Here is a 22,828-nt window from a genome sequence, read left to right as displayed (position 1 = left end):
CCCGCCTGTCGATAGCTCACCCGCCGCAAACCGCACGCGCTTACTACCGTCTTGGATTTCGTACTGCCACATCCTATGCAACTGCTTTGGGTAGGAAGGATGAGGAAGCTCGACTGCCTCCTCCGCAAGCCTAGACCACTTGTGCTTCCAGACATTGAGGCCACCAAGCCTAAGGGGTTGGCCGTCCATTGTGATGCCCGCAGATTTCCAATGGCTCATGATGCCTAACGCGTGAGTTGAGCGGCGGAGCCGTCCGCCTTGAAGGAGGCGTTAGGCAGCGACCAACGGCTGCCACCAGAACCACAGTTGAAGATTGCCACGGCTTGGTTTGCCAATAGAATAGTCTCCCTCACCGCGCGGAATGCCCGAAATGACTCGCTGCAGCTCAGGTAGCCAGTCGGAACCAAACGTAAGTGCCGCTGGCTCCAACGATTCGGGGAAGCTCCACTCCGAAGGAATTGCCGAGAGGGATAGACGAAGTTTGGAAGGCGACAACCAAGCAGATGAGCGGTTGTTTGGCACAGAGAGGATTGCCGGTGTTGGTGCTTTGACCGTGAGCGTCCGAGAACTGTTGCCACCGTCAGAAGCAAGTGCATCAAGTAGCGTAAGTAGAGAGGCAGAGCCGACAGCATCTGTAGTGACGTGCCAGCCAGGGAAATTGCTCCGATGCTCCTTGTAGCGCCAAAGCGCAACTGAGCCTGCCTGGTTCCATGTGTGAGATTTAAGCATCACAAGCTGCCTAACGCTGGAGTTAAGCGGCGGCGAAGCCGTCCGCCTCGAACGAATTGTTAGCTGCCTGCCTTGAGGTTTGGAGACTGGTGAGAAAAATACTGGCCGTAAGCGCCGCGAGACACGAACTCAGATGGCGTCAAACCCTGCGGCGCAATCGCCTCAGCGCGCAGGGTGAGTCTTTGACCTACATGACGCCAGTGTGTTTGATTTTTTGCACAGATGGCCCAAGGGAACATTTTTGCCATAAGACCTAACGTATAGCAGACCTCGGGATCACTGGAGAGCTCGCCACCAAGAGCAGCCAAGGCATTTGCAAAAATTTCTGAGGTGAGTTCTTGGTCGTTCGGAAGCCCGGTATAGCCGTTTGGCTCTGCGCACGAATACCATGAAAGAAACGCCAGCCGTAAACAAGTTTCTCGATCTCGGGCACCGGAAGCCCAGCGAGCTTGAAGCATAATGAATGCTTCGCCAAGCGAAGGCTGGCCTTGTGGGCCAGAATACAGATCCTCAACTTTCGTAATGGCTTCAAGTGAGTGCATGAGCTGCTTGTAGAAGCTAGCGCTGGAGTTAAGCGGCGGCGAAGCCGTCCGCCTCGAACGAATTGTTAGCCGAGCTTTTCCAGTTACGAATTGTCCGCTCTAGCTGGGACTCATTGTGAAAGGAAATGGCAGTGGATGACCACTCAAGGAATGCTGCGACAACCTGTTGCTGATATGGGGAGCAGAGATAGCGAAAATTTAGGTAAGCATTATCGCGGCTCTTACAGCGCCCATATTCTGCCAAAGCACCTAGCGTGTAAGTCGTTGCCAACCCCACGTCTTGAGAATTTTTAGCGCACCAGAGCATGTACACCGGAACAACCTCGAACAAGTCAGTTGGGCCAGATAGCTCCATCACGTTCGGGTTAGCCAAAATAAAGGCGTCATCTATGGATCCGACCAAGGATGCTTGTGGGAAGGCACTAACCAGCTGTTCGATGATGTTCATGGTTTACGGCTAACGCTTATTAGACCCCACATCGGGGCATATGCAGCGGATGTTCAGCGGTCGCCGGCTCTCCGTCAAGCGAGCGATTCCTGCCTGGTTACAGGGAGTTGCCGGATTGCGGCGCGGCATGCCGGGTGGCAGCAAGGCCCTTGCATATCGTGCTGCATGAGGCGCTATGTCTTATGCCCGCGAAAGCGGGGAAATAAACCGTATGGAAGTCAGTCGACGGCGCGGGAAAGATGGCAGGTGGGCGCGGTATCCCACGGCCAGCCCACGCTCACGACTTTCGATCTTTCCCTTCTCTCCGCCGATGCTCGCCTTCGGCGAGCACTTTGTAACGGTTCAGCGATTGCAGCCACAGCGCGTTGTGGCTGGCGTCGCCTTCGGCGGTGGCTTCGTTTTCGCTCTTGGCATCGGGCACGCGGTTGAACGGGATGCGCATGGGCGCGGCGTCGTGTTCGAGGGCGAGTTGCATGCTGCCGAAGTAGACCTTGTTGTAGCCGAACTTGCTGTTGATGTGATCGACGAGCGCGTCGACGCGGCGCGTGTCTTGCACGGGTGCAAACAGCGAGCCGCTGCTTTGCACGCGTGGCACGAGTCGCATCAGGGTGACGCTGACGGAGAGCGGCATCGCGCCGATCGGTCCGGGGAGGGCGCGCTGGTGGTGCGCGCTTTCGAGCATGCCATTGAGCAGGCGCAGCAGTTCGCGGCTGTCGTCGGTGGGGTCGAACGTGAGGTCGCGCTCCCAGCGCTGATCGTGGCCGATGAAGCGGATGCGTACGGCCAGCGCGCCGCCGAGCATTTCCTCGCGACGCATGCGCATCGCCGCTTTGACCAGCAGTTTTTTCAGCACGGCGCGTGCACCGACGGCAGTACGCAATTCCGGGCCAAGCACGTGCGAGTGGCCGATCGATCCGCGTTCGGTCGGCGCGGTCGGCAGCCACGCGCCGCGCAGCAATCCCCACATGCGTTCGCCTTCGATGCCGCCCCAGACGTGTCGCAGCCGATGCTTGTCGACGGCGGTGAGTTGCGCGACGGTGGTGATGCCGGCGTCGTGCAGCCGCGCTTCCATCGAGCGCCCGATGCCGCAGAGATCGCGCAACGCAAGCGCGTGCAACATGTGCGGCAGATCGGTTTGCTCGATCACGGTGAGGCCGTCGGGCTTGCGCATGTCCGACGCGGTTTTGGCAAGGAAGTCGTTGGGCGCGATGCCGATCGAGCAACGGATCGCGCCGCCGGGTGCGGCGATTGCGACTTCGCGTTTCACCTGCGCGGCGATGTCTTCGGCGACGTGGCGTTGGCGTTGCCGGCCGACGAGTTCGCAGGCCACTTCATCGATGGAACCGACGCGCGCGATGGGAATCGCATGGTCGATCGCTTCGATCAGCTTGTGATGCCAGTACACGTAGCGCTCCGGTCGCGCGACGCGAATCTGGATGTCCGGACACATGCGTCGTGCGTCGCGTACTTGCGTACCGGTGCCGACACCGAAGGCTTTTGCTTCATAGCTGGCGGCGATCAGGCTGGTGGTTTCGGCGGCGACAGGCACCACGCCGACCGGCCGTCCGCGCAGCGTTTCGTCCTCGTGTTGTTCGACCGAGGCGAAGTAACTGTTGAAGTCGACGAAGAGGCTGCGCAGGCTCATGCGATATCTCAAGCGAGCGGGTGTTGTAGCTTGCCCGCGTCTCGCAAAAGGAGACAGTGCCGTGGCGCCGGTGAATGCGGAATGAGCTAGGCTGGCGTACCCGCCGGCACGCGATCTGGGGAGCGCGGCGGATCTTCTGACTACGTTTGGGGGTTCTATGAATACGTTGGGACTTTTGGCCGGCATGGGCCTGTTCGCCATGCTGATCATGTTCGTGGTGAGCATCCTGGTCGGCGGCCTGGTGTTGTGTCTGGCGTTTCGCATGGTGGTCGGCTTCATGCCGTCGTATCTGCGCGCGCTGGGCGCGGTGCTGCTGACGCTCGTGATCGGCTTCGTCGTTTCGTTCGTGTTGCGCATGGTGTTGCCGATGGGCTTGAGCGGTTTCCTGTCGCTGGTGGTGAACCTGCTGGTGGGCGGTGCCGTCATCAACTACCTGCTGCCCGCGCAGGATGGCCAGCAGATCGGTTACGGCAAGGCCGTGCTGGTGCAGCTGATCAACCTGGTGATCTTCATCCTGCTCGCGGTGATCATCGGCGTGCTGTTTGCCATCTTCTTCGGCAGCATGCTCGCCGCATCGCACTGATATTTTTCTGCGATGAAGTAAAGAAAAAAGGACGGAGCGATCCGTCCTTTTTTCATGCAGATTTTTCTCCGCTGCGCCGGTGCACCACGGTTGGCCAGCGCGGCGGGCATTGCCTATAGTCTGAAGCTCTGGCTATCGGTTACGGAAATCGCTCATGCGCTCGCTGCCTCCGCTCAATCCACTGCTGGCTTTCGAAGCAGCGTCGCGCCATCTGAATTTCACCAGGGCAGCGCGCGAGCTCAATGTGACGCAGGGCGCAGTGAGTCATCAGATCGCGGTGCTCGAGGAATACTTCAGCACGCGCTTGTTCGAGCGTCGCAGCAACCAGCTCGAACTCACGCCGAGTGCCGCTGCCTACGCCGATGCGCTGCATGGTGCGTTCGAGGACATGCGTCGCGCCACGGCAAGTTTTTCTTCTGCGGCCTCGCTGCGCACCACGCTCACCATCAAGGGATATCCGCTGTTGCTGAGCCGTTGGCTGACGCCGCGGCTGCCGGCGTTCAGCCGTCTGTTTCCCGATATCGATGTGCGGCTGGTATCGGTGTCCGGCGCGAGCCTGGTGGATTTCGAGAATCAGGATATCGACGTCGGCATCCGTTACGGCCGCGGACACTGGCGCGGTCTCACCAGCCACCTGCTGTTTCGCGACGAACTCGTGCCGGTGTGCACGAAGGCATTCGCCAGGCAATTTCATCTGCGCAAGCCGCAGGACCTCGTCGGCAAGACGCTCCTGCAGACGCACGCGCGTGCCGACGACTGGCCGGACTGGTTCGACAACGCCGGCGTGGCCGACGCCGATGCGCTGAGCAAGGTCATGTCGTTCGAAGATCTTGGCCTGGTGCATCGTTTCGCACTCGAAGGCAGCGGCGTCGCCATCGTGCAGAAAGCCTATGTCGACGACGACATCCGCGAGGGCCGGCTGATGATTCCTTGCCCGCAAATCCTGCATCGCGAGCTGGGCTACTACCTGGTGAATCCGGTGAGCAGCGGTAAGGAGCCGAAAATCCGCGCGTTCTGCGACTGGATACGCAGCGGCGATTGAACGGTCCGCTGCGTCGGGTCGCTTGTCAGGCGAGATGCTCGTGGAAAAACTCCACCGTGCGTGATTGCGCCAGTTCGTACGATGCCGGATCGAACGTGGGCCGCTCCTCGCAGCCGAAACCGTGTGCGGCGCCTTTGTACACGAAGATTTCCACGCCGGGCTGCGCGGTGCGAATGGCTTCGACGTCATCCATCGAAATAGAGTGATCGATTTCGCCGAAGTGCATCTGCACCGGACAGCGCGGTAGTTCGTTGCGATCCGCAGCGATGCCGCCGCCGTACCACGCCACCGATGCGGCAAATGCATCGCTGCGCGTTGCACCCCACCAGGCCACGCGACCGCCCCAGCAGTAACCGATGATGCCGACCTTGCGGGCGCCGAACACCGCGCGGGTGGCTTCGATGTCCATCACCGTGGCGGATTCCGGCACGCGCGCGCGCAGCGCGAAGCCGTGCTGCAAGTCTTCGGCGCTGTAACCCAGTTCCAGTTTGCGTTCGGCACGATCGAGCAGGGCCGGCGCGATCACCGCGAAGCCCGCAGCGGCAAGTTGCGCGCAGGCATAACGCATGTGGGGGTTGACGCCGAAAATCTCCTGCGCGACGACCAGACAATATGCCGCGTCGTCGGGGCCGTCGCGATAGGCGTCGAATGCGTGGCCGTCTGCGGCCGTGATGGTGATCCAGTGAGCCACGGAAACCTCCTACATTTTTTAGGTGTGCTTGAACGCACCGAGCGATTCGGCGCGCGGAAAGCGATGATCGTCGAACGTCAGAACTTGAACGCCAGTTCGCCGCCGATCACCTTGGCGTTGGGGTAACGCGCGCCAGTGAAAACGCCGGGGTGAATCAGGTACTGGAAATCCGGTGTGAGGAACAGCCACGGCGTCAGCTGGATCTTGTACGACAGGTCGATGTAACGCTCCGCACCGATGTAACCGAAGGTCGGCCGCTTCTGGATTTCCGACGCCAGCTTGCGATGGTTCAAGTTCGATTTTGCAAAACCCAGGCTGAGCACGTCATCAGGCCGGCTCGCGAGCGGGCCGAGGAAAACGAAGCCGGCCGAGTCGTAGCTCTGGATCTGCGAGTTATCGCGATTGGCCTGCGTGAGGTTGCCGAACACGTACAGGCCGCGAGTCGTATCGTCACCGAGATTGAACAGCATCTGGTCGACCGACAGCCATGCGCTCTTGCGTCCGTTGTGCATGATTTTCGGGTTGACCACGTCGGGCGCGGCGCTGGTGTCGTAGTACGTGCCGATCTTGTAGTGGCCGGGCAGGTTGTCCGGACCGAGGCTCGCGTTCCAGCCCAGTTCGCTCAGGTAGATCGTGCCGGTGTCGCCATGCCGGTCCAGCCGGAAGCCTTCGTCGGGGTTGGTGAAGCGCGTGGGATTGACGTCGAACACGCCGACCTTGATGTACAGGTCCGGCAACACGAATCCGGTGACGCGTGCACCGAGTTGCGCGCCGGGCGGATTCTGGAATCCACTGGAATCCGCCGCCAGCGAATTGGGATGCCCGCAGAAACCCTGGTTGAGAAAGCTGCACAGCAGCGGGTTGTAATCGAACTCCGCGGCGGCTGGAAAGTAACCGAGCTGATAACTCAGCCGGCCTTTCAGCAGGCTCTGCTTGAAGCTCATGTTGGCGAGCCGGAAATTTTCGCCTTCACCGTAGTTGCTGTTGATGGTGACGCGCACGCCGGCGATGGTGGAGGCGTTGGCGCCGTAGCGATCCGACACCGCCAGCGTGAATGCGCCGCCGGGAATATCCATCAATTTGCTCAGGTCGAAATTGGCGCCGAGGATCACCTGATTGTTCGTCTCGGTACCTTTGCGCACGCCACCCTTGATGATGTCGGCGGTCTGCACCTGATAGCTGGAAAAAATGTCGATGCCTTCGTGCGACAGCTTCGTGCGTTCGCCGCCCCAGTCGCCCGTCATGCCCGGCTGGTGCAGCCAGTCCTTGCTCGGATTCGCCACTTGCCCCTGGATGTCGTCGATCGGTGGCGGCGCGTCTGCGGCGTGAACGCGGGCCGCGTGACTCATCGCGGTTAGCGTCAGGCATGCAGTAAGCGCGAGTTTCAGCGCGGTGTGGCGAAACGGCGGATCGTTGTTCTTGCGCATTGGTTTCTCTCCCGTGATTTGATGTCGGCGTCGCTGGCTTCACCCCGTGTCCCGATATCGAATTCCGCGACTTCATGTCACGCCAGTGGGAGGTAGCCAATCGCATTTTTTTGCACGCACGTTCCCCGACGGCCCACATGGCCGCCGCTTTCTCTGAAGCTTCGTTGCCGGCGTCAGGCCGACCGTTGCGAGAGCGGTGTCGCGTCTAGTTCGTCATCCGTGGCACCTGATTGGCGAGCTCCTGCTCCGCCTTACGCTGGTAGTAATTCCACAACAGCCGGAGCAGTCGCGGGTTGAACGTGCCGCGCGCGCAATCCGCGGCTTCCTCGGGCCGCAACGGCAGCGCGCCACCGAGGATTTCCGCTTCCACCTGCTTGCGCGCGTTCTCCTCCAGGAATGTGCTGCGGAAGAAGGCGATCTCCGCCGTTTCGCCCACCACCACGCTGCCGTGTCCACGCTGTTGTATGGCGACGTGGTCGCCCAGCGCGGCCGACAGCGATGCCGCCTGCGCGTCGTTGACGACCAGTCGCGGGTCATCCCAGGTCGGCACGCCGGTGTGCAGAAACGCGCCGTGCAAAAACACCGGCACGATCTCGCGACCGGCAATGCCCAGCAGCGTGGAGTGCTGCGCATGCAGGTGCGTGATGCTCATGATCTCGGGGCGGTCGCGGTGGATTTGCGTGTGGATGCGCCACTCCAGCGGAACTTCGCCGCCGGGATGTTCGAGGATGTCGCCGTTGAGGTGGAACACGAACACCTGCTCCGGCGTGACTGCACCTTTCTCCGAACCCGCGCCCGGGCTGAGCAGAATCCGCTCGGTGCCGGGCACGCGGATCGACACGTGACCGAACATGCCGACCGAACCTTGCAGGTTCAGCATCATGCACATCGTCGCGACCTTCTGGCGCAGTTCGCTTTCGGTCTCGACGTGTTCGAGGTCGGCGTTCGTTTCGTGCATGGATCAGTTCCTCGAAGTGATGGGTTGGGCAGCGTTCGACGCGAGCGGGTCGCCCGCGGCCGTCTCGCTGAGGCGCCAGCTGCGGAAGCGGCGGAAGCACAGATACAGCAGCGCAAACGCGCCGATCGATCCGGCCACCAGCGGCACCAGCGGCGCCAGGAAAAGTTTCGGCAGCGGCGTGTGTTTCGCGATGAGCCAGCCACCGGCGATCGGCCCGGCCGTGGATACCGCACGACCGATCGCGCTGGCCCAGCCCGCGCCCTTCGAACGGATGCTGGTCGGGTAGATCATGCCGGTCACCGCGTTCATGCCCAGCTGGCTGCCGAGCACGCACGCGCCGGTGAGAAACACCACACCCATCAACGCGACATGCGACAGGCCAGGCGTGCCGATCGACGCCACCACCGGACAACCGATGACAAAGAACGCGGCGATCGCGGCGATGCCCCAGCGGTCGATCAAGCGGCTGATGATCAGGCCGCCGACGATGCCGCCGACGTAGTAGCACGCCTGCGTGATGGCCGTCTGATCGCTCGACAAACCGCTCGCGCGAAATAGCGTCGGCATCCAGCTGTTGACGAAAAAGTTGACCACCAGCGCGGCGGAAAAAAGCAGCCACACCAGCAGCGTGATCCACGCCAGGCCGTTCGAAAAAAGCAGCGCCGGCGAAAAACTGTCGGTGCCCTTGCGCGCCGTGGCGATCAATACGCGTGTCTGTTCGGTGATCCGCAGATCGGGGCGCAGCTTCGTCGCCAGTCGCGTGGCGTGTGCCTGATCACCTTCGCGGTTGCGATTGACCAGAAACTTGATCGACTCCGGCAGCATCGCGAACAGCACGATGGAAAGCAGCAGTGGCGCGATGCCGCCGACGATGAAGAACGCATGCCAGCCGAAGCGCGCCTGCAACGTGGTGGCCACCACCGACGGAAGAATGCCGCCGACCGCCAGCCCCATGAACATCACGATGATCAGCGTGGCGCGCAATCGTTTGGGCGCGAACTCCGCATTCAGCGCGACCGTGTTCGGCAGCAAGCCGCCGAGCCCCACGCCGGAAATGAAACGCAGGATCAGCATCGTGTGCAGATCGTGCGAGGTCACGATCAGCAGGCTGAAAAGACCATAGATGATCGTGGAAAGCAGTATGGCGATGCGCCGGCCGAAGCGGTCGCCCACGTATCCAAGCAAAGGACCGCCGAGTGCCATGCCGACGATGCCGGCGCTGAACACCGGCCCGAGCGACGCCGCCGGAAAATGCCACGAGCGGATCAGTTCCGGCGCGGCGTACGACATCGCCGCAAGATCGAAGCCGTCCGCGCATTGCACCAGCAGCGAAAGGATCACCACGCGGATCACCAGTCGACCGATCTTCTGTCCGTCAACGAGACGATCGATGTCGATCGACGGCAGCGGCATGGCGGTAGCGCCGAAGTCGTCGGGTCGATCGGGGTTGCGCATGGGAATGCTCATGACGTGATCACCTTCCGTCGCTCATGAATTTCCAGACGTTCTCTTCGAGGATCGCGCGTGTCACGTCGTCCGGGAGATTCGCGGCCTGCACGCCCGCGACCGGATCGGAATCGCCGAGCAGGAACGGATAATCGCTGCCCATCAGCACGCGATCGGCGCCGTGCTTTTCGACCACCAGCCGCAGGCTCGATGGATCGAACGTCATCGCATCGACGTAGATCATGCGGGCGTAATCGCTGGGCGGTCGCTCGATGTGTTCGTGCATTTCGCTGCGCACCGCGAAGCCCTTGTCCACGCGGCCGAGCACATGCGAAAACGCGCCGCCGCCATGTGCGAAACAGATGCGCAGATCGGGCAGGCGTTCCATCACGCCGCCAACGATGAAGCGCGTCATCGCCAGCGCGGTCTCCAGCGGATTGCCCACGATGTTCGGCAGGTAATAGGAGTCCAGGCGCTCGCCGCCGATCAGCGGCTGCATCGGATGCACGAACACCGACATGTCCATGTCGCGACACGCTTCGAAAAACGGAAACAGAAACGGATCGTCGAGGTCGCGATTCGCCGGACACGTGCCGATCTGCACGGCATGAATTTTCAGCGTGTCCTTGAGCAAGCGCAGCTCGGCGATGGCGAGATCGGCGTCATGCAATGGCACGGTGCCCATGCCGGTGAAACGCGCGGGATGTCCCGCAACCACTTCGGCGATGTATTCGTTGAGATGGCGCGCGACTGCCTGCCCACCGGCGGGCGGCGCCCAGTAGCAACTCAGCATCGGGATCGGCGAGAGCACCTGCATGTCCACGCCGAGTCGATCCATGTCGACCAGCCGACGCTCGGGCGACCAGAAGCGGTCATCGAGTTTCATCACCGACGCCTGACCCATCATCAGCATCGCCGAGGTGTCGTCCTGCGGAACCAGCTTGGGCCAGCGGTTCGGTCCGAACGTGGCGGCCCAGTCGGGAATCCGCGACGGTGGCGGCATGATGTGGGTATGGAAATCGACGCGCATGTGGACGGCCTTTGCTGCGTGGGAATCGATCAGCGTCGTGCGTGCTGAGTCAGGTATGCCAGTGACCGTTCCCTGGCCAGCGCCGCGGCCTTCGGTTCGTAGAATTTCCGGTCGTTGCAGCTGAAGCCGTGCTCGGTGCCGGGATACATGTGAATCTCGATGTCGGGATGCGCGTGGCGTATGCGTTCGACATCCGAAAGCGGAATGTATTCGTCGTGTTCGGCGAAGTGCAGCAACACCGGCGCGCGCAATGTTTCATCCGCATGGCCGGCGATCTGCGCGCCGTAGTAACCGACCGCGCACACCACGTGGTTCAAGCGCGCCGCCGCGAGATAGGCGAGCGAACCGCCCCAGCAATAGCCGAGCGCCGCGACCGCGCCGAACGATGCAACGGCGTCGATCGCCGCCTGCACGTCGAGCATGGTTTCGTCGAGGTCGAGTTTCGCGCGCAACTCGCGACCCTTCTGCATGCCTGCAGGGTCGTAGCCGAGTTCGACGCTGCGCTCCACCCGGTCGAAGATCGCCGGCGCGATGGTGTGAAAACCATCTTTTGCGTATTGATCGGCCATCTCGCGGATGTGCGCATTCACGCCGAAGAATTCCTGCAGCATCACCAGCGCGCCGATGGCGCGACCTTCCGGTTCGGCCACATACGCAGACAGCGCGTGGCCGTCACTCGCGATGATGTCGATGGTCTTGCTCATGCCTGTCGTTTCCGATGCGTCATGACTGTGATGCCTCACGAAAAGGACAAGCCGGAGATGCCGGACTTCTCGTCGAAGTTGCCCGTCACGCGCTTGCCGATCAGGTCGCGCAGCGTTTCGGATGTGCCGCCGCCCAACGTGCCGTAACGCGCGCCGCGATACAGCCGCGAGACCACGCTGTCGTCGGTGAAGCCGTAGCCGCCGTGAATCTGCAAAGCCTCGCTGGTGACTTCCAGCGACATTTCGTTGCAGCGAATTTTTGCCGTCGCGGCCAGCAGCGGATCGGGAAACGGATTGCCGGAGAGACACGCGCGATAGAGCAGTCCGCGCGCTGCCTCGATGGCGATATACATGTCGGCCAGTTTCCAGCGAATGCCCTGGAAGTCGCCGATCGATCGGCCGAATGCCTGGCGCTTGCCGGCGTAGGACACCGCTTCATCGAACGCGCCTTCGGCGAGACCAAGCGAGATGCTCGGGTTGAGGCAGCGTTGCGTGTTGAACGCCGACAGCAGGGACTTCAGGCCCGATTGCCGCACCACCAGCTGGTCGATCGGAATCACGCAATCGGTGAACGTGACTTCGTGCAGATTCTCGCCGCCGAGCGTGTGGACCTTGGACGTGATGGCGAGTCCGGGCGTATCTTTTTCCACCAGCGCGCAGCCGATGCCGTCGAGGCCGCTTTGCCCGTCGATGCGCGTGAACACCACGAACAACCCGGCTTCCTCGGCGCGGCTGATCAGTGACTTGGTACCGTTGAGCACGACCTTGTCGCCGCGGATTTCCGCGTTGGTCGTGTAGCTCGCCATGTCGGTGCCGGCGTGCGGCTCGGTCAGGCAGATCGACAGCACGCAATCGCAACTGCACACCTCGGGCAGCACCTTGCGCTTGATGTGTTCGGGCGCGAAGGCGGAGATCACGCGCGTCTGCGTGCCGACTTCGCCGAGCACGGCCATCGCGGTGATGTAGCAACCCTTGGCGATTTCCTCCAGCACCAGCGCGGTATCGAACACGCCGAGTTCGGAACCGCCGTATTGCCTGGCCACGGCCATGCCGAGCACGCCGATATCGGCCAGCTTGCGCATGTTTTCCCATGGAAAAGAGCCGTCAAGCAGGTCCTTTCCGCGGCCCTTGAATTCGCCTTGCACGAGTTCGCGCACGAGGCCGATGCGGTGGCGTTGCTCCTTGCTGAGCACAATGCCGTGCGGCGAGGTCGTCTGACGCTGGGTCGTGATGCTAGACATCGCTGCGGGTCACTCCGTCCACAAGACTTTCAATGCTGGTGAAGACCGCCGCGCCTGCTTCGCGCAGGGCGGACATCTTGGAATGGATGCTTCCGCGGCCGCCCTGTACCAGCGCGCCGGCGTGTCCCATGGTCACGCCCTCCGGTGCTGAGGCGCCGGCGAGCAGGACGAACACGGGTTTGGAAAAAGACAGCCGGATCATTTCGGCGGCGAGTTCTTCTTCCTCGCTGCCGCCGATTTCGCCGAGCACCAGAACCGCGCGCGTCGCTGCATCCTGCTGGAAATACGGCAGCAACTCGGCGAAGCGCAGACCCTTGACCGGATCGCCGCCGACGCCGATCCACGTCGACTGTCCGACGCCGCGTCGCGCAAGACGGAAACACACCTCGTAGGAAAGCGTGCCGCTCTTGGACATCACGCCGAGCGGTCCGGGCGACAGCGAAACATCGGGAATGAAACCGAGCTTCATCCGGTTCGGAATCGCGAGGCCCGGTGTCGATGGACCGACCCAGATCGCGCCGTGCTCCTTGACACGCGCGTAGGCGATCAGCGCGTCGCGCACGGGCATGCCCTCGGATGGTGACACGATGCAGCGGATGCCGGCGTCGAGCGCTTCGGTCACGGCAGCGAGCACATCCATCGGCGGCACCAGCGTGATCGACACCGTTGCGTCGGTTGCGGCGACGGCGTCGGCGCAGTGATCGAACAAGGTGACGTCCGAATCTTCGCGACGCGCACTGGCACCAGCGATGCCGCCGACGATGCGCGTGCCGTACTGCTTCATCAATTCGCTGTGGCGACGACCCATGCGCCCGGTGGCGCCCTGCACGATCACCTTCGCCTGCGCGTCAAGCTGGAAGGCCGTCATGCGACGACTCCCGCGCGATCGATGGCCAGCTTCAGTGCCTTGTCCAGATCCATCTCCACGGTGATCGGTCGACCGCTTTGTGCGATCAATGTTTTTGCTGCATCGACGTTGTTGCCGATCAGACGCGCGACCACCGGCACCGTGATTTCCGGCACTGCATCGAGCGCCTGCAGCAGCAACTGCGCGAATTCGCCGAGATCGGTGATGCCGGCGAAGATGTTCACCAGCACGACCGATATCTCCGGGCCGTTCTTGAATTGCTTGAGCACTTCGATCAATCGCGTGGGGCTGCCGCGCAGCAGCCCGGTTCGCACATCGCAGAAGTTGAAGGGGCGACGATTCGCCTGCAGCATTTCGTCGATCAGCATCATGCTCAGGCCGGCGCCGGTGGTGAGCAGGCCGACCTGGCCGCGACGGTCGATCTCCACGTAATCGAAATCGTGATCGAGCTTGAAGTTGGCTTCGCGATAGACGTCCGGACGGGCGCGCACCACGCGTTCGAGTTCGGGCTGGCGCGGAAAGGCGTTTTCGTCGGGCGCGAGTTTCATGTCGCCGGCGATCCACGAACCGTCGGCGAGCACGAACAAGGGATTCACTTCTAGCAGCGTCGCATCGAACGCCACGAAGGCGGACGCGAGTGCGGCAATCGCTGGCGCCAGCGGCCCATGAAACGACGACGGCAATTGGGCGAGCAGTTGCGAAGCCGCTGCGATCAGCGAGGCCTCGTCCGGCGCGGCAATCGCCGTGAGCATGGCGTCGTGCTGCTGCGCGTTCTCCTCGACATCCACGCCGCCCTGAGCGCACAACAACACGCGAACACCGCGACGCTCAGCGTCGACCATGAAACCGAGATACACCTCATGCACGAAAAACACTTTGCGTTCGACGCGAAAGCCGGCGATCCGCTGGCCCTTGATCGACGCATCGGCATGCGTGCGGACGAAGTCGACGACTTCCCGCGTGGAGTTCGCAAAGCCCACGCCGCCCGCCTTGCCACGGCCGCCAACACCGACCTGCGCCTTCACCACCCAGGCGACGTCGTTTTCCAGCTGCATGCTTTCGACGGATTGCGAATCGACGAAGATGCCTGCCGGAACCGGGATTCCCCGTTGGCGGGCGAGTTCTTTTGCGTCGTGCTCAAGCAGAAGCAAGGTTGGACCTTCCTGATGTTTCGATGCTGCGTGGATAGCGCTTCATGCTTCGGGTTGCTGCCCGAATCGTTCGGCGCATGACGCGGTTGGCGGTGAAACTTAGACAAAGGTCCGTGCCTTGCACACGGACGATTTGGCATCGAATCATTAGCAAATCTCATCGATACGGTGGGTTGCCACAGGGCGATGAAAGCTGCAAGAGCGAGCGCACCAAACGCATCGGAATGCGGCTCGCGCACCGGATCGACGCCATGCCTGGGCGCAGGCAAGTATGGGCGCGTTCGCCCCCGTCGAAATCAGCTGTCGCTGGTGCGATGCAATGCGCGGTGCGAGTGACATGCATGCGGAAAAGTGAATCGGTTCCGCCGGATTTATTTTGGCGAATTCGGATCAAGCCAGACTGGTGGCGATGCCGAAGGCGATCGCCATGATCGCGGCCACCGCCATGCAGGCGCTGCCGGGACGGATGCGATGCGCATCGATGCGCGGCGTGAGCCGCCAGAGCAGGAGGCTGCCGACGATCATGTCCAGCACCAGTGCGAGTCGCAGCAGTCCGGAAGTCATCAGCGCCGCATAGGGCGGATGCAGATGACCTTCATACACAGCGACGAGCACCACCAGCAAGATGCCGACCAGGTTCCACAACAGGCAAGCGAGATACAAACGGTTGAACACGACTGGCGTGCGTTCGGTCCAGCGCAGCACCGACCAGCCGATCAAGGCGAAGAACAGCGCGCCGATGCTGCTGTAAAGCACCCACCAGAGCAGGCTGCTGATGAGCGTGAGCAAGGTCGTCATACGGCGTGTTTGAATCCCATCCTGCGAAGAAGCTTGGCCATCAACCATGCCGGGCCGATCAGCAGATACGCCAGGTCGGTGAGGAAGCTCGGCTTGCGACCTTCGAACTTGTGGCCGATGAACTGGCCGATCCACGCCACGACGAAAACGCCCAGCGCGAGCCAGCGCAGATTCGCCGGGCCCAACGTGTAGAACAGCATGTTGGTGATGACGCCAAGTACGGCGAAGGCGATGAGCAGCGCAATCGCCAGTCGATGCGAGTGTTTCCAGTACCAGTAGAACGCCAGCACCATCACCAGCACCGACCATGCGCCGGGGCGCAGGAAACTCGCCGGCACCGGGATCGTCCACAGCAACGCGATCACCGACCACACGATCGGCGGCACGCACAGCCAGTGCATCGTCTGGTTGGTCGGGTTGCGATGATCGCCGCTGTAGCTGTCGAGCCAGTCCTGCATGCTGCGCATGGCGTTGCTCCTCTCAATCAGTCGATGCGGATGCCGGCGAGCCGTTGTAGTGCTTCGGCGTACTTGCTGGCGGTGCGGGCGATGACATCATCCGGAATCGCCGGGCCGGGTGCGGTCTTGTTCCAGTCCAGCGTTTCGAGATAGTCGCGCACGAACTGCTTGTCGTAACTGGGCGGACTGATGCCGACGCGATATTCGTCGGCCGGCCAGAAACGCGAGGAATCCGGCGTCAGCATTTCGTCCATCACGTAGAGCGTGCCGTTCGCGTCGGTGCCGAACTCGAACTTGGTGTCGGCGATGACGATGCCGCGTTCCGCTGCATAGGCGGCCGCCCAGTTGTAGATCGCGAGCGTGGCATCGCGCACCTGGCCGGCAAGTTCCGCGCCGACTTGATCGACGACCACGTCGTAGCTCACGTTCTGATCATGATCGCCCACCGCGGCCTTGGTCGATGGCGTGAAGATCGGTGCGGGCAACTGTTGCGCCTGCTGCAAGCCTGTCGGCAACGCAATGCCGCATAGCGAACCGCTGGCCTTGTAATCCTTCCAGCCCGAGCCGATCAGGTAACCGCGCGCGATCGCTTCCACCGGCACCGGCTTGAGCCGGCGGGTTACCACCGCGCGCTTTTCGTACAACGCCAGATCGGTGCCCGGGGGCAACACGTCGGCGAGCGGCGCATCGAGCAAGTGGTTGGGAATCAGGTGCGCGGTCTTGTCGAACCAGAAGTTGGAAATCTGCGTGAGCATCTCGCCCTTGCCGGGAATCGGACTGGGCAGCACCACATCGAACGCGGACAACCGATCGGTCGCGACCATCAGCAGGCGATCGTCGGACAGCGCGTAGACATCGCGCACCTTGCCGCGATGGATCAGTTCGAGGCCGGGCAGGTTCGATTGCGACAGGGTGGTGGGCACGACGGTGCATTCCGCGAAAAGGTCCGCCTATTCTAGCGGCCCGGGGCGATTCCGGGCCGGCTGCTAGAATTGGCGACCTTCAGCCCCATCTCTCGCCGATGCGCATCCTATCCACCGCAGCGTCATGCCTCGCCGTTCTCGCGTCCGCTCTTGTGCCGGCCCAGACCACGTCGCCATCACGGCCCGTGCGGCTCGGCTTGTGCGCTGCCTGCCATGGCGAAACCGGTCACGCGACGTTGCCGGGTGCGCCCAATCTAGCGGGGCAATCGCTGGAATATCTGCGCAGCGCGCTCGCTCAGTATCGCGACGGCCATCGCGATGCGCCGGTGATGCGCGCGGCGATCGGGCCGCTCAGCGAAGCCGATCTCGATGCGCTGGCCCATTGGTATAGCGCGCAATCACCGCAGGCCGCGCCATGAGTTTTTCGTACACGCTGTGGTTTGCATTCTTCGGCCTCATTCTCGGACGCGGGCCGGGCGCCGTCACCGGCGCGATCATCGGTTTCATCCTCGACAACCTGCGCCATAGCCAGCGCAAAAACGCCACGCCGGAAGCCGGCGGATATGTCGGCCCGCTGTTCACGCTGCTTGGCGCGGTGGCGAAATCGGATGGCCGCGTTTCCGAAGCGGAAATTGCCGTGGCCGAGCGACTGATGACGCGCATCGGGCTGGACGCCGAGCAGCGCAAGCAGGCCGCGGTGAGTTTCAACGTCGGCAAGCAGCCGGAGTTCGACGTCACGCAGACGATCAACGCCTTGCGTCACTGGGTCGGTATGCGTCGCGACCATGCGTTTCCCGTGCTCGACGTGGTCATAGAAACCGTGCTGGCCGAAGGTAATCCGCCGCCGGAAAAAATGGCTATCCTGCGGCAGCTCGCGTTCGCATTGCGCATCAGTGAAATGGAATTGATGGCGCTGATGGCGATGAAGGGCTACGCATGGAATGGCGGTGGTGGAGGTCAGCGCGGTTATCAGTACGGACAAGGCCGCGGCCCCGCCGGCGGCAGTTACATACCACCGCAACGCACGCCGCAAGGTCCCGATCCGTACGCGGTGCTGGGCATCGATCGCAGCGCCGACGAACGCGCGGTGAAACGCGCCTACCGCAAGCTGATTTCCGAACACCATCCGGATCGCCTCGGCGATCTTCCCGAAGACATGCGCAAGCGCGCCGAATCCCGCGCAAGCGACATCAACGCCGCGTACGACAGGATCAAGGAAGCGCGCGGGTTCAAGTAGGAGCGCACCCTGTGCGCGAAAAGCCAACCAGGCGCTGACGCCGTAAACTCCATCGCGCACAAGGTGCGCTCCTACCAAGAGTCGAAGGTCATGACCAAGCAAACCGCCATCATCGCTCCGTCCATTCTTGCCGCCGATTTTGCGCGACTGGGCGAGGACACCGCCGCTGCGCTCGACGCGGGTGCCGACTGGGTGCATTTCGATGTGATGGACAACCATTACGTGCCGAATCTCACCATCGGCCCGATGGTGCTGCAGTCGTTGCGCGGTTACGGCATCACGGCGCCGATCGACGTGCATCTGATGATCAAGCCGGTGGATCGCATCGTGCCCGATTTCGCCAAGGCCGGCGCAACGCTGATCAGTTTTCATCCGGAAGCCAGCGAACACGTCGACCGCACGATCGGCCTCATCAAGGAATCGGGTTGTCAGGCGGGGCTGGTGTTCAATCCGGCCACGCCGCTGGATTATCTCGACTACGTGATGGACAAGCTCGACCTGATCCTGATCATGTCGGTGAACCCCGGATTCGGCGGACAGAAATTCATTCCAGGCACGTTGGAAAAACTGCGTCAGGCACGTCGTCGCATTGAAGAGAGCGGCCGCGCGATCCGGCTGGAAGTGGATGGCGGCGTCACCGCCGACAACATGGGCGCCATTGCCGCAGCCGGTGCCGATACGTTCGTGGCCGGCTCGGCGATTTTCCACGCGAAGGATTACCGCGCCGAAATCGCGGCGATGCGCAAGGCCATCGGCTGAACATCAACCAGGTTCGATGCCGCGCATAAAAATCCCGGCGCGACTTGCATTGCGCCGGGATAAAACGTCGTCGGACGTGAGAGGAAACACCATGACTGGCTGTGCCGATGCGGCGGCGTCGGAGGGAGAGCCTGCCGTCGCATCGACACGTTCCACGGCAATGGAACTTTGCCAATCACAGATTCTGACCGGGCGTTGCCGATTTGGTTCCCGGCGAATTGCCGCGCTGCCTGAGCCCTTGCCCAGCAACGCTCCAGCCAAAAAAATCCCTTCACGCGGAAGGGATAACAACCACCATGTCGGACGGAACGGGTTGTCGGTGAGCCACTAAAGCGGCAGCCAGTCGGGATCGGTTTTCTCGAGCCTCGCATCCGACGCGATTCCGTTCGCGCCGAATGCACGCATGCCTTCCACGGGAAAAAAATTCGGATTGCGCATGGTCGTCATTTCAGTGAAAGCCAAGAATCACGCCAAGCAGCAGTGCGCCCAGCGCGAGCGTCACGCGCAGCGGTTCAAAGCTGCGCAATTCGGCATTCGGATCGGTATCGGCTGCTGGCTTGTTCGGCATGACTGGATCACTCACGGTGCGTTGGATCACATGACACATCTGCGGGCGGCGCGAGCGCGGACGCAATCGGGCCGGCTTGCCGCTGGCTTGTGGCAAAACGCGGGCGCCTGCATCAGGCGCCTTGCGCCGCGACGGCGCGCATAGCACGCTGCGCGCATCTCAAAGGGAGCGCGCCATGGGCCGCAGCATTGCCATTGTCGAAGACGAACCGCTGATCCGTGCCAACTACGTCGAGGCGTTGAATCGGTTCGGCTACGACGCGCGCGGCTACGGCTCGCGACAGGAGGCATCCAGTGCGTTTGCAATGCGCCTGCCCGAACTGGTGATTATCGACATCGGCCTTGGTGACGAGCCCGAGGGCGGCTTCGACCTGTGCCGCGAATTGCGCGCAAAGTCTTCGACGTTGCCACTGATTTTTCTTACCGCGCGCGATTCGGATTTCGACGTGATCTCCGGTTTGCGCCTGGGCGCGGATGACTACCTCAGCAAGGACACCAGCCTGCATCAGCTCGCCGCGCGCATCGCGGCATTGTTCCGTCGCATCGAATCGCTGAAGGCGCCGGCATTGAGTGAAACGGTGATCGAACACGGTCCGCTGAAAATGGAAGCGGAACGCATGCGCATCACCTGGAAAGGCGAAGAAGTGCCGCTCACCGTGACGGAATTCTGGATGGTGCACACGCTGATCCGATTCCCCGGCCACGTGAAGAATCGCGATCAATTGATGCGCGAGGCAGAGCTCGTGGTTGATGACGCCACCATCACTTCGCACATCAAGCGCATCCGCAAGAAGTTCATTGCGGTGGCGCCGGATTTCGACGCGATCGAAACCGTGCACGGCGTGGGCTATCGCTGGAAACCCGCATGATTCTTGCTCGCGGGGCGACCATTTTGCTCGCGACGCTGCTGGCGTTTTCCGCGATGGCCGCAACGCCAGGAAAACCGGCGTCGGTCAGCGCACCGCGCGACGGCATCACGCCGGGCTGGAAGGTTTCCACCAGCGCGCCCAGCGGATGGACGGCCGATTGCTGCACGTATGCCAAGGCGATCGGCGTGAACTTCGTGATCTATCAGGGCGAATGGACCGGCGAACCCAATCGCGTGATGGTGCTCAATGTGTGGCCGCGAAAACTTCCGTCGCTGACGGCTGAGTGGCAGGCCGACCAGAAACATTATCTGCAGCACGACCCATTAGCCAAGGTCGTGACAGTTGCATTGCCGCATACGCCGATGCCGTGCCACGGTTTGCTCTATCAGGGCACCGATCACATCGACGACATCGTGGTGTTCTGCGATCCGGGCAAGCGCAGTGGTGTGCGCCTGAGCTGGTCGATGACAGTGGCAGCGAACGATCCACGGCGGCAGGAAGTCACCGCGTTGTTCCAGCAGGTGGTCGAGGCGTCTTCGTATCAGGCATTGCCGGATAAACCCGTTGCGACAGCACCGGCGCCGGCGCATTAAGCTCGCGACGTTGCTGGCATCGTTGCTTGTCCGTCGAATCGATCCGCCATGACCCTGCGTCGAAAATTGCTGCTCGTCGCGTTGTGCACGCTGGCCTTGCCGATCGCGGGCTGGCTTTACGTGCGCCAGATGGAAACGCTGTTGCGCGACGGGCAGGCCCAGGCGTTGCTTGCATCGGCACATGCGGTGGCGCGCAGTCTCGATGTGATCGGCGCGGTACAGCCGCGCGACGATGGCGGTTGGTACGTGCAGCGCACCCCCGGGCCGATCACCGTGGACGGCTATGGCGACGATTGGGCGCCGCTCACGCCGTGGAGTCAGTTGCTCGGGCCGGCGGATAAATCGCGCGGCAAGTTGTTGCTCGCCGAAGACGCCGGCGGCCTGTACCTGTATGCCGATGTGTCCGACACACATCGCACGCGCGCCGACACCGGCGATGCAAATGCGCTGGCCGCCGATCATCTGATTCTCAGCCTTGGCAATGCCGTCGGGCGGCGCCGTTATCTGCTGGCCAGCGCCGCGCCGGGTTCACTCATCGCGCGGCCGCTCGATTCATCCGTTGATGGCTTGCCCGAACAACTCACCGCGCAATGGCAGGAAGACGGCAGCGGTTATCAAGTCGAACTTCAGCTGCCGCGATCCCTGGCGCTGCGTTCGATCGGCATGAGCGTTTACGACGCGTCGCTTGGCGGCGATCCGACGGCCGTCGATGCGCGTCCGCTGTTGATGTTTTCCCCGGCACTGTCGAACGAACTCGCGCAGCTCGCGCCTGAACGCGTGCAGGCGCGCGTGTTGAATCCGCAAGGCTGGCTGCTCGCGCGAAGCGGACGGTTGATCACCGCGCCGGGCGCAGACGGCCAACCGGGGTGGTTCGCATCGATGGTCTATCGCTCGTTTCTGGCCACGCATCTGGAAGACGCCAACCTCTGGTCGCAGGACGTGCCGCGACTGGATACATCCGAAGTCGTGCAGGCGCGCAACGGCAAGCCGGTGAGCGTATGGCGCAGCGGCGAAGAGCGCGGCAGCGTGGTGCTCACTGCTGCGGTGCCGATCGAGCATGCGGGCAAAGTCGATGGCGTGCTGTTGCTGGAACAGGCGAGCCGTGCCGTGCCGCTGCTCGCGAATCGAGCGTTGCTCGGCCTGATGCTCACCAGTTTCGGCGTGCTGCTGGTGGCTGGCGGTATTTTGCTGGCGTTCGCCACGCGACTCAGCTTGCGGCTGGGCCGTTTGCGCAATGCGGCCGAACGCGCGCAACTCAACGATGGACGTCTGGATGGCGTATTCGAACAGGGTCGTTTTCCCATGACCGACGCAACCGACGAGATCGGCGATCTCGCGCGCAGTTTCGAGCGGCTGTTCGAAGTGGTCGGTGGCTACACCGATTATCTGCGCACGCTGGCGTCAAAACTCTCGCACGAACTCAACACACCGCTGGCGATCGTCAAGTCGTCGCTGGATAACCTCGAGCACGCAGCGCTGCCCGCCGAAGCCCAGCCGTATCTCGCGCGTGCGCGCGATGGCGTCGCGCGACTGGGCACACTGGTGCGCGCGATGAGTGAATCGAGCCGCATGGAACGCTCCATCACCGCGGCCGAGCCCGAAGACATCGATCTGCGAGATGTCGTGCGCGGCTGCGCCGATGCGTATCGCTCGCTCGTCGGCACGCGCCAGCTCGGTTGTGTTCTGCCGGCCTCGCCGCTGATCATGCATTGCGCACCCGAACTGATCGCGCAGGCGCTGGACAAGCTGCTCGACAATGCGCTTTCGTTTACACCGGAAAACGGCTGGCTGCGGCTGACTCTGCAAACGCTCGACGATGGCGCCGATATCGAACTTGCCAATCAGGGGCCGCTATTGCCCGAAGCGATGCAAGGCCGGCTGTTCGATTCGCTGGTGAGCTTGCGCGACAAAGCCACGCCGGGCGACGCACCGCATCTTGGGCTCGGCCTCTACGTCGTGCGTCTGGTCGCCGAACGCCATGAAGGCATCGCGTCGGCGCGCAATCTCGAAGACGGCAGTGGCGTCGCGTTCTCACTGCGGCTACGCGGTATGCCGCGTCAGCGATTGAGTGGTTGATGAGGACCAAAAGCCACCATGCTGCCAAGCGGCCACGTCGCAT

23 protein-coding genes are annotated in these 22,828 nt (G+C 62.4%); 8 read left to right on the top strand and 15 right to left on the bottom strand.

Going from position 1 to position 22,828, the window contains the following annotated elements; genetic code table 11:
- Nucleotides 1–788: 788 nt before the first annotated feature.
- From GSQ73_RS01715 to GSQ73_RS01705, 3 genes are all read right to left on the bottom strand, one after another.
- Complete coding sequence (locus GSQ73_RS01715) at nucleotides 789–1,271, bottom strand: hypothetical protein (protein WP_158880377.1); 483 nt, start codon at nucleotides 1,269–1,271, stop codon at nucleotides 789–791.
- Between the two features lie 28 nt (nucleotides 1,272–1,299).
- Nucleotides 1,300–1,719, bottom strand: coding sequence for a hypothetical protein (locus GSQ73_RS01710; protein WP_158880375.1), 420 nt, complete (start codon nucleotides 1,717–1,719; stop codon nucleotides 1,300–1,302).
- Between the two features lie 277 nt (nucleotides 1,720–1,996).
- Nucleotides 1,997–3,364, bottom strand: coding sequence for a DNA polymerase (locus tag GSQ73_RS01705; RefSeq protein ID WP_158880374.1), 1,368 nt, complete (start codon nucleotides 3,362–3,364; stop codon nucleotides 1,997–1,999).
- A gap of 157 nt (nucleotides 3,365–3,521) precedes the next feature.
- On the opposite strand from GSQ73_RS01705, the gene GSQ73_RS01700 reads away from it, so the two are divergent.
- Together GSQ73_RS01700 and GSQ73_RS01695 are read left to right on the top strand one after the other, a co-directional pair.
- Nucleotides 3,522–3,947 (top strand): hypothetical protein, encoded by a 426-nt coding sequence (locus tag GSQ73_RS01700; RefSeq protein WP_158880372.1) that lies wholly within the window; start codon nucleotides 3,522–3,524, stop codon nucleotides 3,945–3,947.
- Nucleotides 3,948–4,101: 154 nt separating this feature from the next.
- The gene (locus tag GSQ73_RS01695; RefSeq protein WP_158880370.1) at nucleotides 4,102–4,989 is read left to right on the top strand and encodes a LysR substrate-binding domain-containing protein; all 888 of its coding nucleotides are present in this window, start codon (nucleotides 4,102–4,104) and stop codon (nucleotides 4,987–4,989) included.
- Nucleotides 4,990–5,014: 25 nt separating this feature from the next.
- Here GSQ73_RS01695 and GSQ73_RS01690 read toward each other — a convergent pair whose 3' ends face one another.
- From GSQ73_RS01690 to GSQ73_RS01635, 12 genes are all read right to left on the bottom strand, one after another.
- Nucleotides 5,015–5,680, bottom strand: a complete 666-nt coding sequence (locus tag GSQ73_RS01690; RefSeq protein WP_158880368.1) for a dienelactone hydrolase family protein — start codon at nucleotides 5,678–5,680, stop codon at nucleotides 5,015–5,017.
- A gap of 77 nt (nucleotides 5,681–5,757) precedes the next feature.
- On the bottom strand, nucleotides 5,758–7,107 hold the full coding sequence (locus GSQ73_RS01685) for a carbohydrate porin (protein ID WP_158880366.1): 1,350 nt from the start codon (nucleotides 7,105–7,107) through the stop codon (nucleotides 5,758–5,760).
- 205 nt (nucleotides 7,108–7,312) lie between these two features.
- Nucleotides 7,313–8,065, bottom strand: a complete 753-nt coding sequence (locus tag GSQ73_RS01680; protein ID WP_158880364.1) for a class II aldolase/adducin family protein — start codon at nucleotides 8,063–8,065, stop codon at nucleotides 7,313–7,315.
- Between the two features lie 3 nt (nucleotides 8,066–8,068).
- The gene (locus GSQ73_RS01675; RefSeq protein ID WP_158880362.1) at nucleotides 8,069–9,532 is read right to left on the bottom strand and encodes an MFS transporter; all 1,464 of its coding nucleotides are present in this window, start codon (nucleotides 9,530–9,532) and stop codon (nucleotides 8,069–8,071) included.
- 7 nt (nucleotides 9,533–9,539) lie between these two features.
- Nucleotides 9,540–10,541: an amidohydrolase family protein gene (locus tag GSQ73_RS01670; RefSeq protein ID WP_158880360.1), complete on the bottom strand. Its 1,002-nt coding sequence runs from the start codon at nucleotides 10,539–10,541 to the stop codon at nucleotides 9,540–9,542.
- A gap of 29 nt (nucleotides 10,542–10,570) precedes the next feature.
- Entirely contained in the window at nucleotides 10,571–11,245 is a 675-nt protein-coding gene (locus GSQ73_RS01665; RefSeq protein WP_158880358.1) for a dienelactone hydrolase family protein, read from the bottom strand.
- 35 nt (nucleotides 11,246–11,280) lie between these two features.
- The gene (locus tag GSQ73_RS01660; RefSeq protein ID WP_158880356.1) at nucleotides 11,281–12,486 is read right to left on the bottom strand and encodes an acyl-CoA dehydrogenase family protein; all 1,206 of its coding nucleotides are present in this window, start codon (nucleotides 12,484–12,486) and stop codon (nucleotides 11,281–11,283) included.
- Complete coding sequence (locus GSQ73_RS01655) at nucleotides 12,479–13,354, bottom strand: succinate--CoA ligase subunit alpha (protein ID WP_158880354.1); 876 nt, start codon at nucleotides 13,352–13,354, stop codon at nucleotides 12,479–12,481. Before GSQ73_RS01655 ends, GSQ73_RS01660 begins: the two co-directional genes overlap by 8 nt.
- Nucleotides 13,351–14,505 (bottom strand): ATP-grasp domain-containing protein, encoded by a 1,155-nt coding sequence (locus GSQ73_RS01650; protein WP_158880353.1) that lies wholly within the window; start codon nucleotides 14,503–14,505, stop codon nucleotides 13,351–13,353. Before GSQ73_RS01650 ends, GSQ73_RS01655 begins: the two co-directional genes overlap by 4 nt.
- Nucleotides 14,506–14,895: 390 nt before the next feature.
- Nucleotides 14,896–15,303, bottom strand: a complete 408-nt coding sequence (locus tag GSQ73_RS01645; protein ID WP_158880351.1) for a hypothetical protein — start codon at nucleotides 15,301–15,303, stop codon at nucleotides 14,896–14,898.
- Nucleotides 15,300–15,770 carry an Mpo1-like protein gene (locus GSQ73_RS01640; RefSeq protein WP_158880349.1) on the bottom strand — a complete coding sequence of 157 codons (471 nt, stop codon included), beginning with the start codon at nucleotides 15,768–15,770 and terminating at the stop codon, nucleotides 15,300–15,302. Before GSQ73_RS01640 ends, GSQ73_RS01645 begins: the two co-directional genes overlap by 4 nt.
- 17 nt (nucleotides 15,771–15,787) lie before the next feature.
- On the bottom strand, nucleotides 15,788–16,684 hold the full coding sequence (locus GSQ73_RS01635) for a phosphoribosylaminoimidazolesuccinocarboxamide synthase (RefSeq protein ID WP_158880347.1): 897 nt from the start codon (nucleotides 16,682–16,684) through the stop codon (nucleotides 15,788–15,790).
- 98 nt (nucleotides 16,685–16,782) lie between these two features.
- Between GSQ73_RS01635 and GSQ73_RS01630 the strand changes: the two genes are divergently transcribed.
- The 6 genes from GSQ73_RS01630 (at nucleotide 16,783) to GSQ73_RS01605 (ending at nucleotide 22,785) form a co-directional block, all read left to right on the top strand.
- Nucleotides 16,783–17,103, top strand: coding sequence for a c-type cytochrome (locus tag GSQ73_RS01630; RefSeq protein WP_158880345.1), 321 nt, complete (start codon nucleotides 16,783–16,785; stop codon nucleotides 17,101–17,103).
- Entirely contained in the window at nucleotides 17,100–17,921 is an 822-nt protein-coding gene (gene djlA, locus GSQ73_RS01625) for a co-chaperone DjlA (protein ID WP_158880343.1), read from the top strand. The genes GSQ73_RS01630 and djlA overlap by 4 nt, the downstream gene beginning before the upstream one ends.
- A gap of 90 nt (nucleotides 17,922–18,011) precedes the next feature.
- On the top strand, nucleotides 18,012–18,680 hold the full coding sequence (rpe, locus tag GSQ73_RS01620; protein WP_158880341.1) for a ribulose-phosphate 3-epimerase: 669 nt from the start codon (nucleotides 18,012–18,014) through the stop codon (nucleotides 18,678–18,680).
- A gap of 743 nt (nucleotides 18,681–19,423) precedes the next feature.
- The gene (gene pdsR, locus GSQ73_RS01615; RefSeq protein WP_158880339.1) at nucleotides 19,424–20,116 is read left to right on the top strand and encodes a proteobacterial dedicated sortase system response regulator; all 693 of its coding nucleotides are present in this window, start codon (nucleotides 19,424–19,426) and stop codon (nucleotides 20,114–20,116) included.
- Complete coding sequence (locus tag GSQ73_RS01610; protein ID WP_158880337.1) at nucleotides 20,113–20,709, top strand: hypothetical protein; 597 nt, start codon at nucleotides 20,113–20,115, stop codon at nucleotides 20,707–20,709. Before pdsR ends, GSQ73_RS01610 begins: the two co-directional genes overlap by 4 nt.
- 48 nt (nucleotides 20,710–20,757) lie before the next feature.
- Nucleotides 20,758–22,785, top strand: a complete 2,028-nt coding sequence (locus GSQ73_RS01605; RefSeq protein ID WP_158880335.1) for an ATP-binding protein — start codon at nucleotides 20,758–20,760, stop codon at nucleotides 22,783–22,785.
- Nucleotides 22,786–22,828: the final 43 nt, after the last annotated feature.

It is taken from the genome of Rhodanobacter sp. L36 (genome assembly GCF_009765755.1).
Classification (GTDB): Bacteria; Pseudomonadota; Gammaproteobacteria; order Xanthomonadales; family Rhodanobacteraceae; genus Rhodanobacter.
The sequence above is the reverse complement of the archived record's forward strand: the minus strand, read 5'-3'. Positions and strand labels throughout refer to the sequence as shown.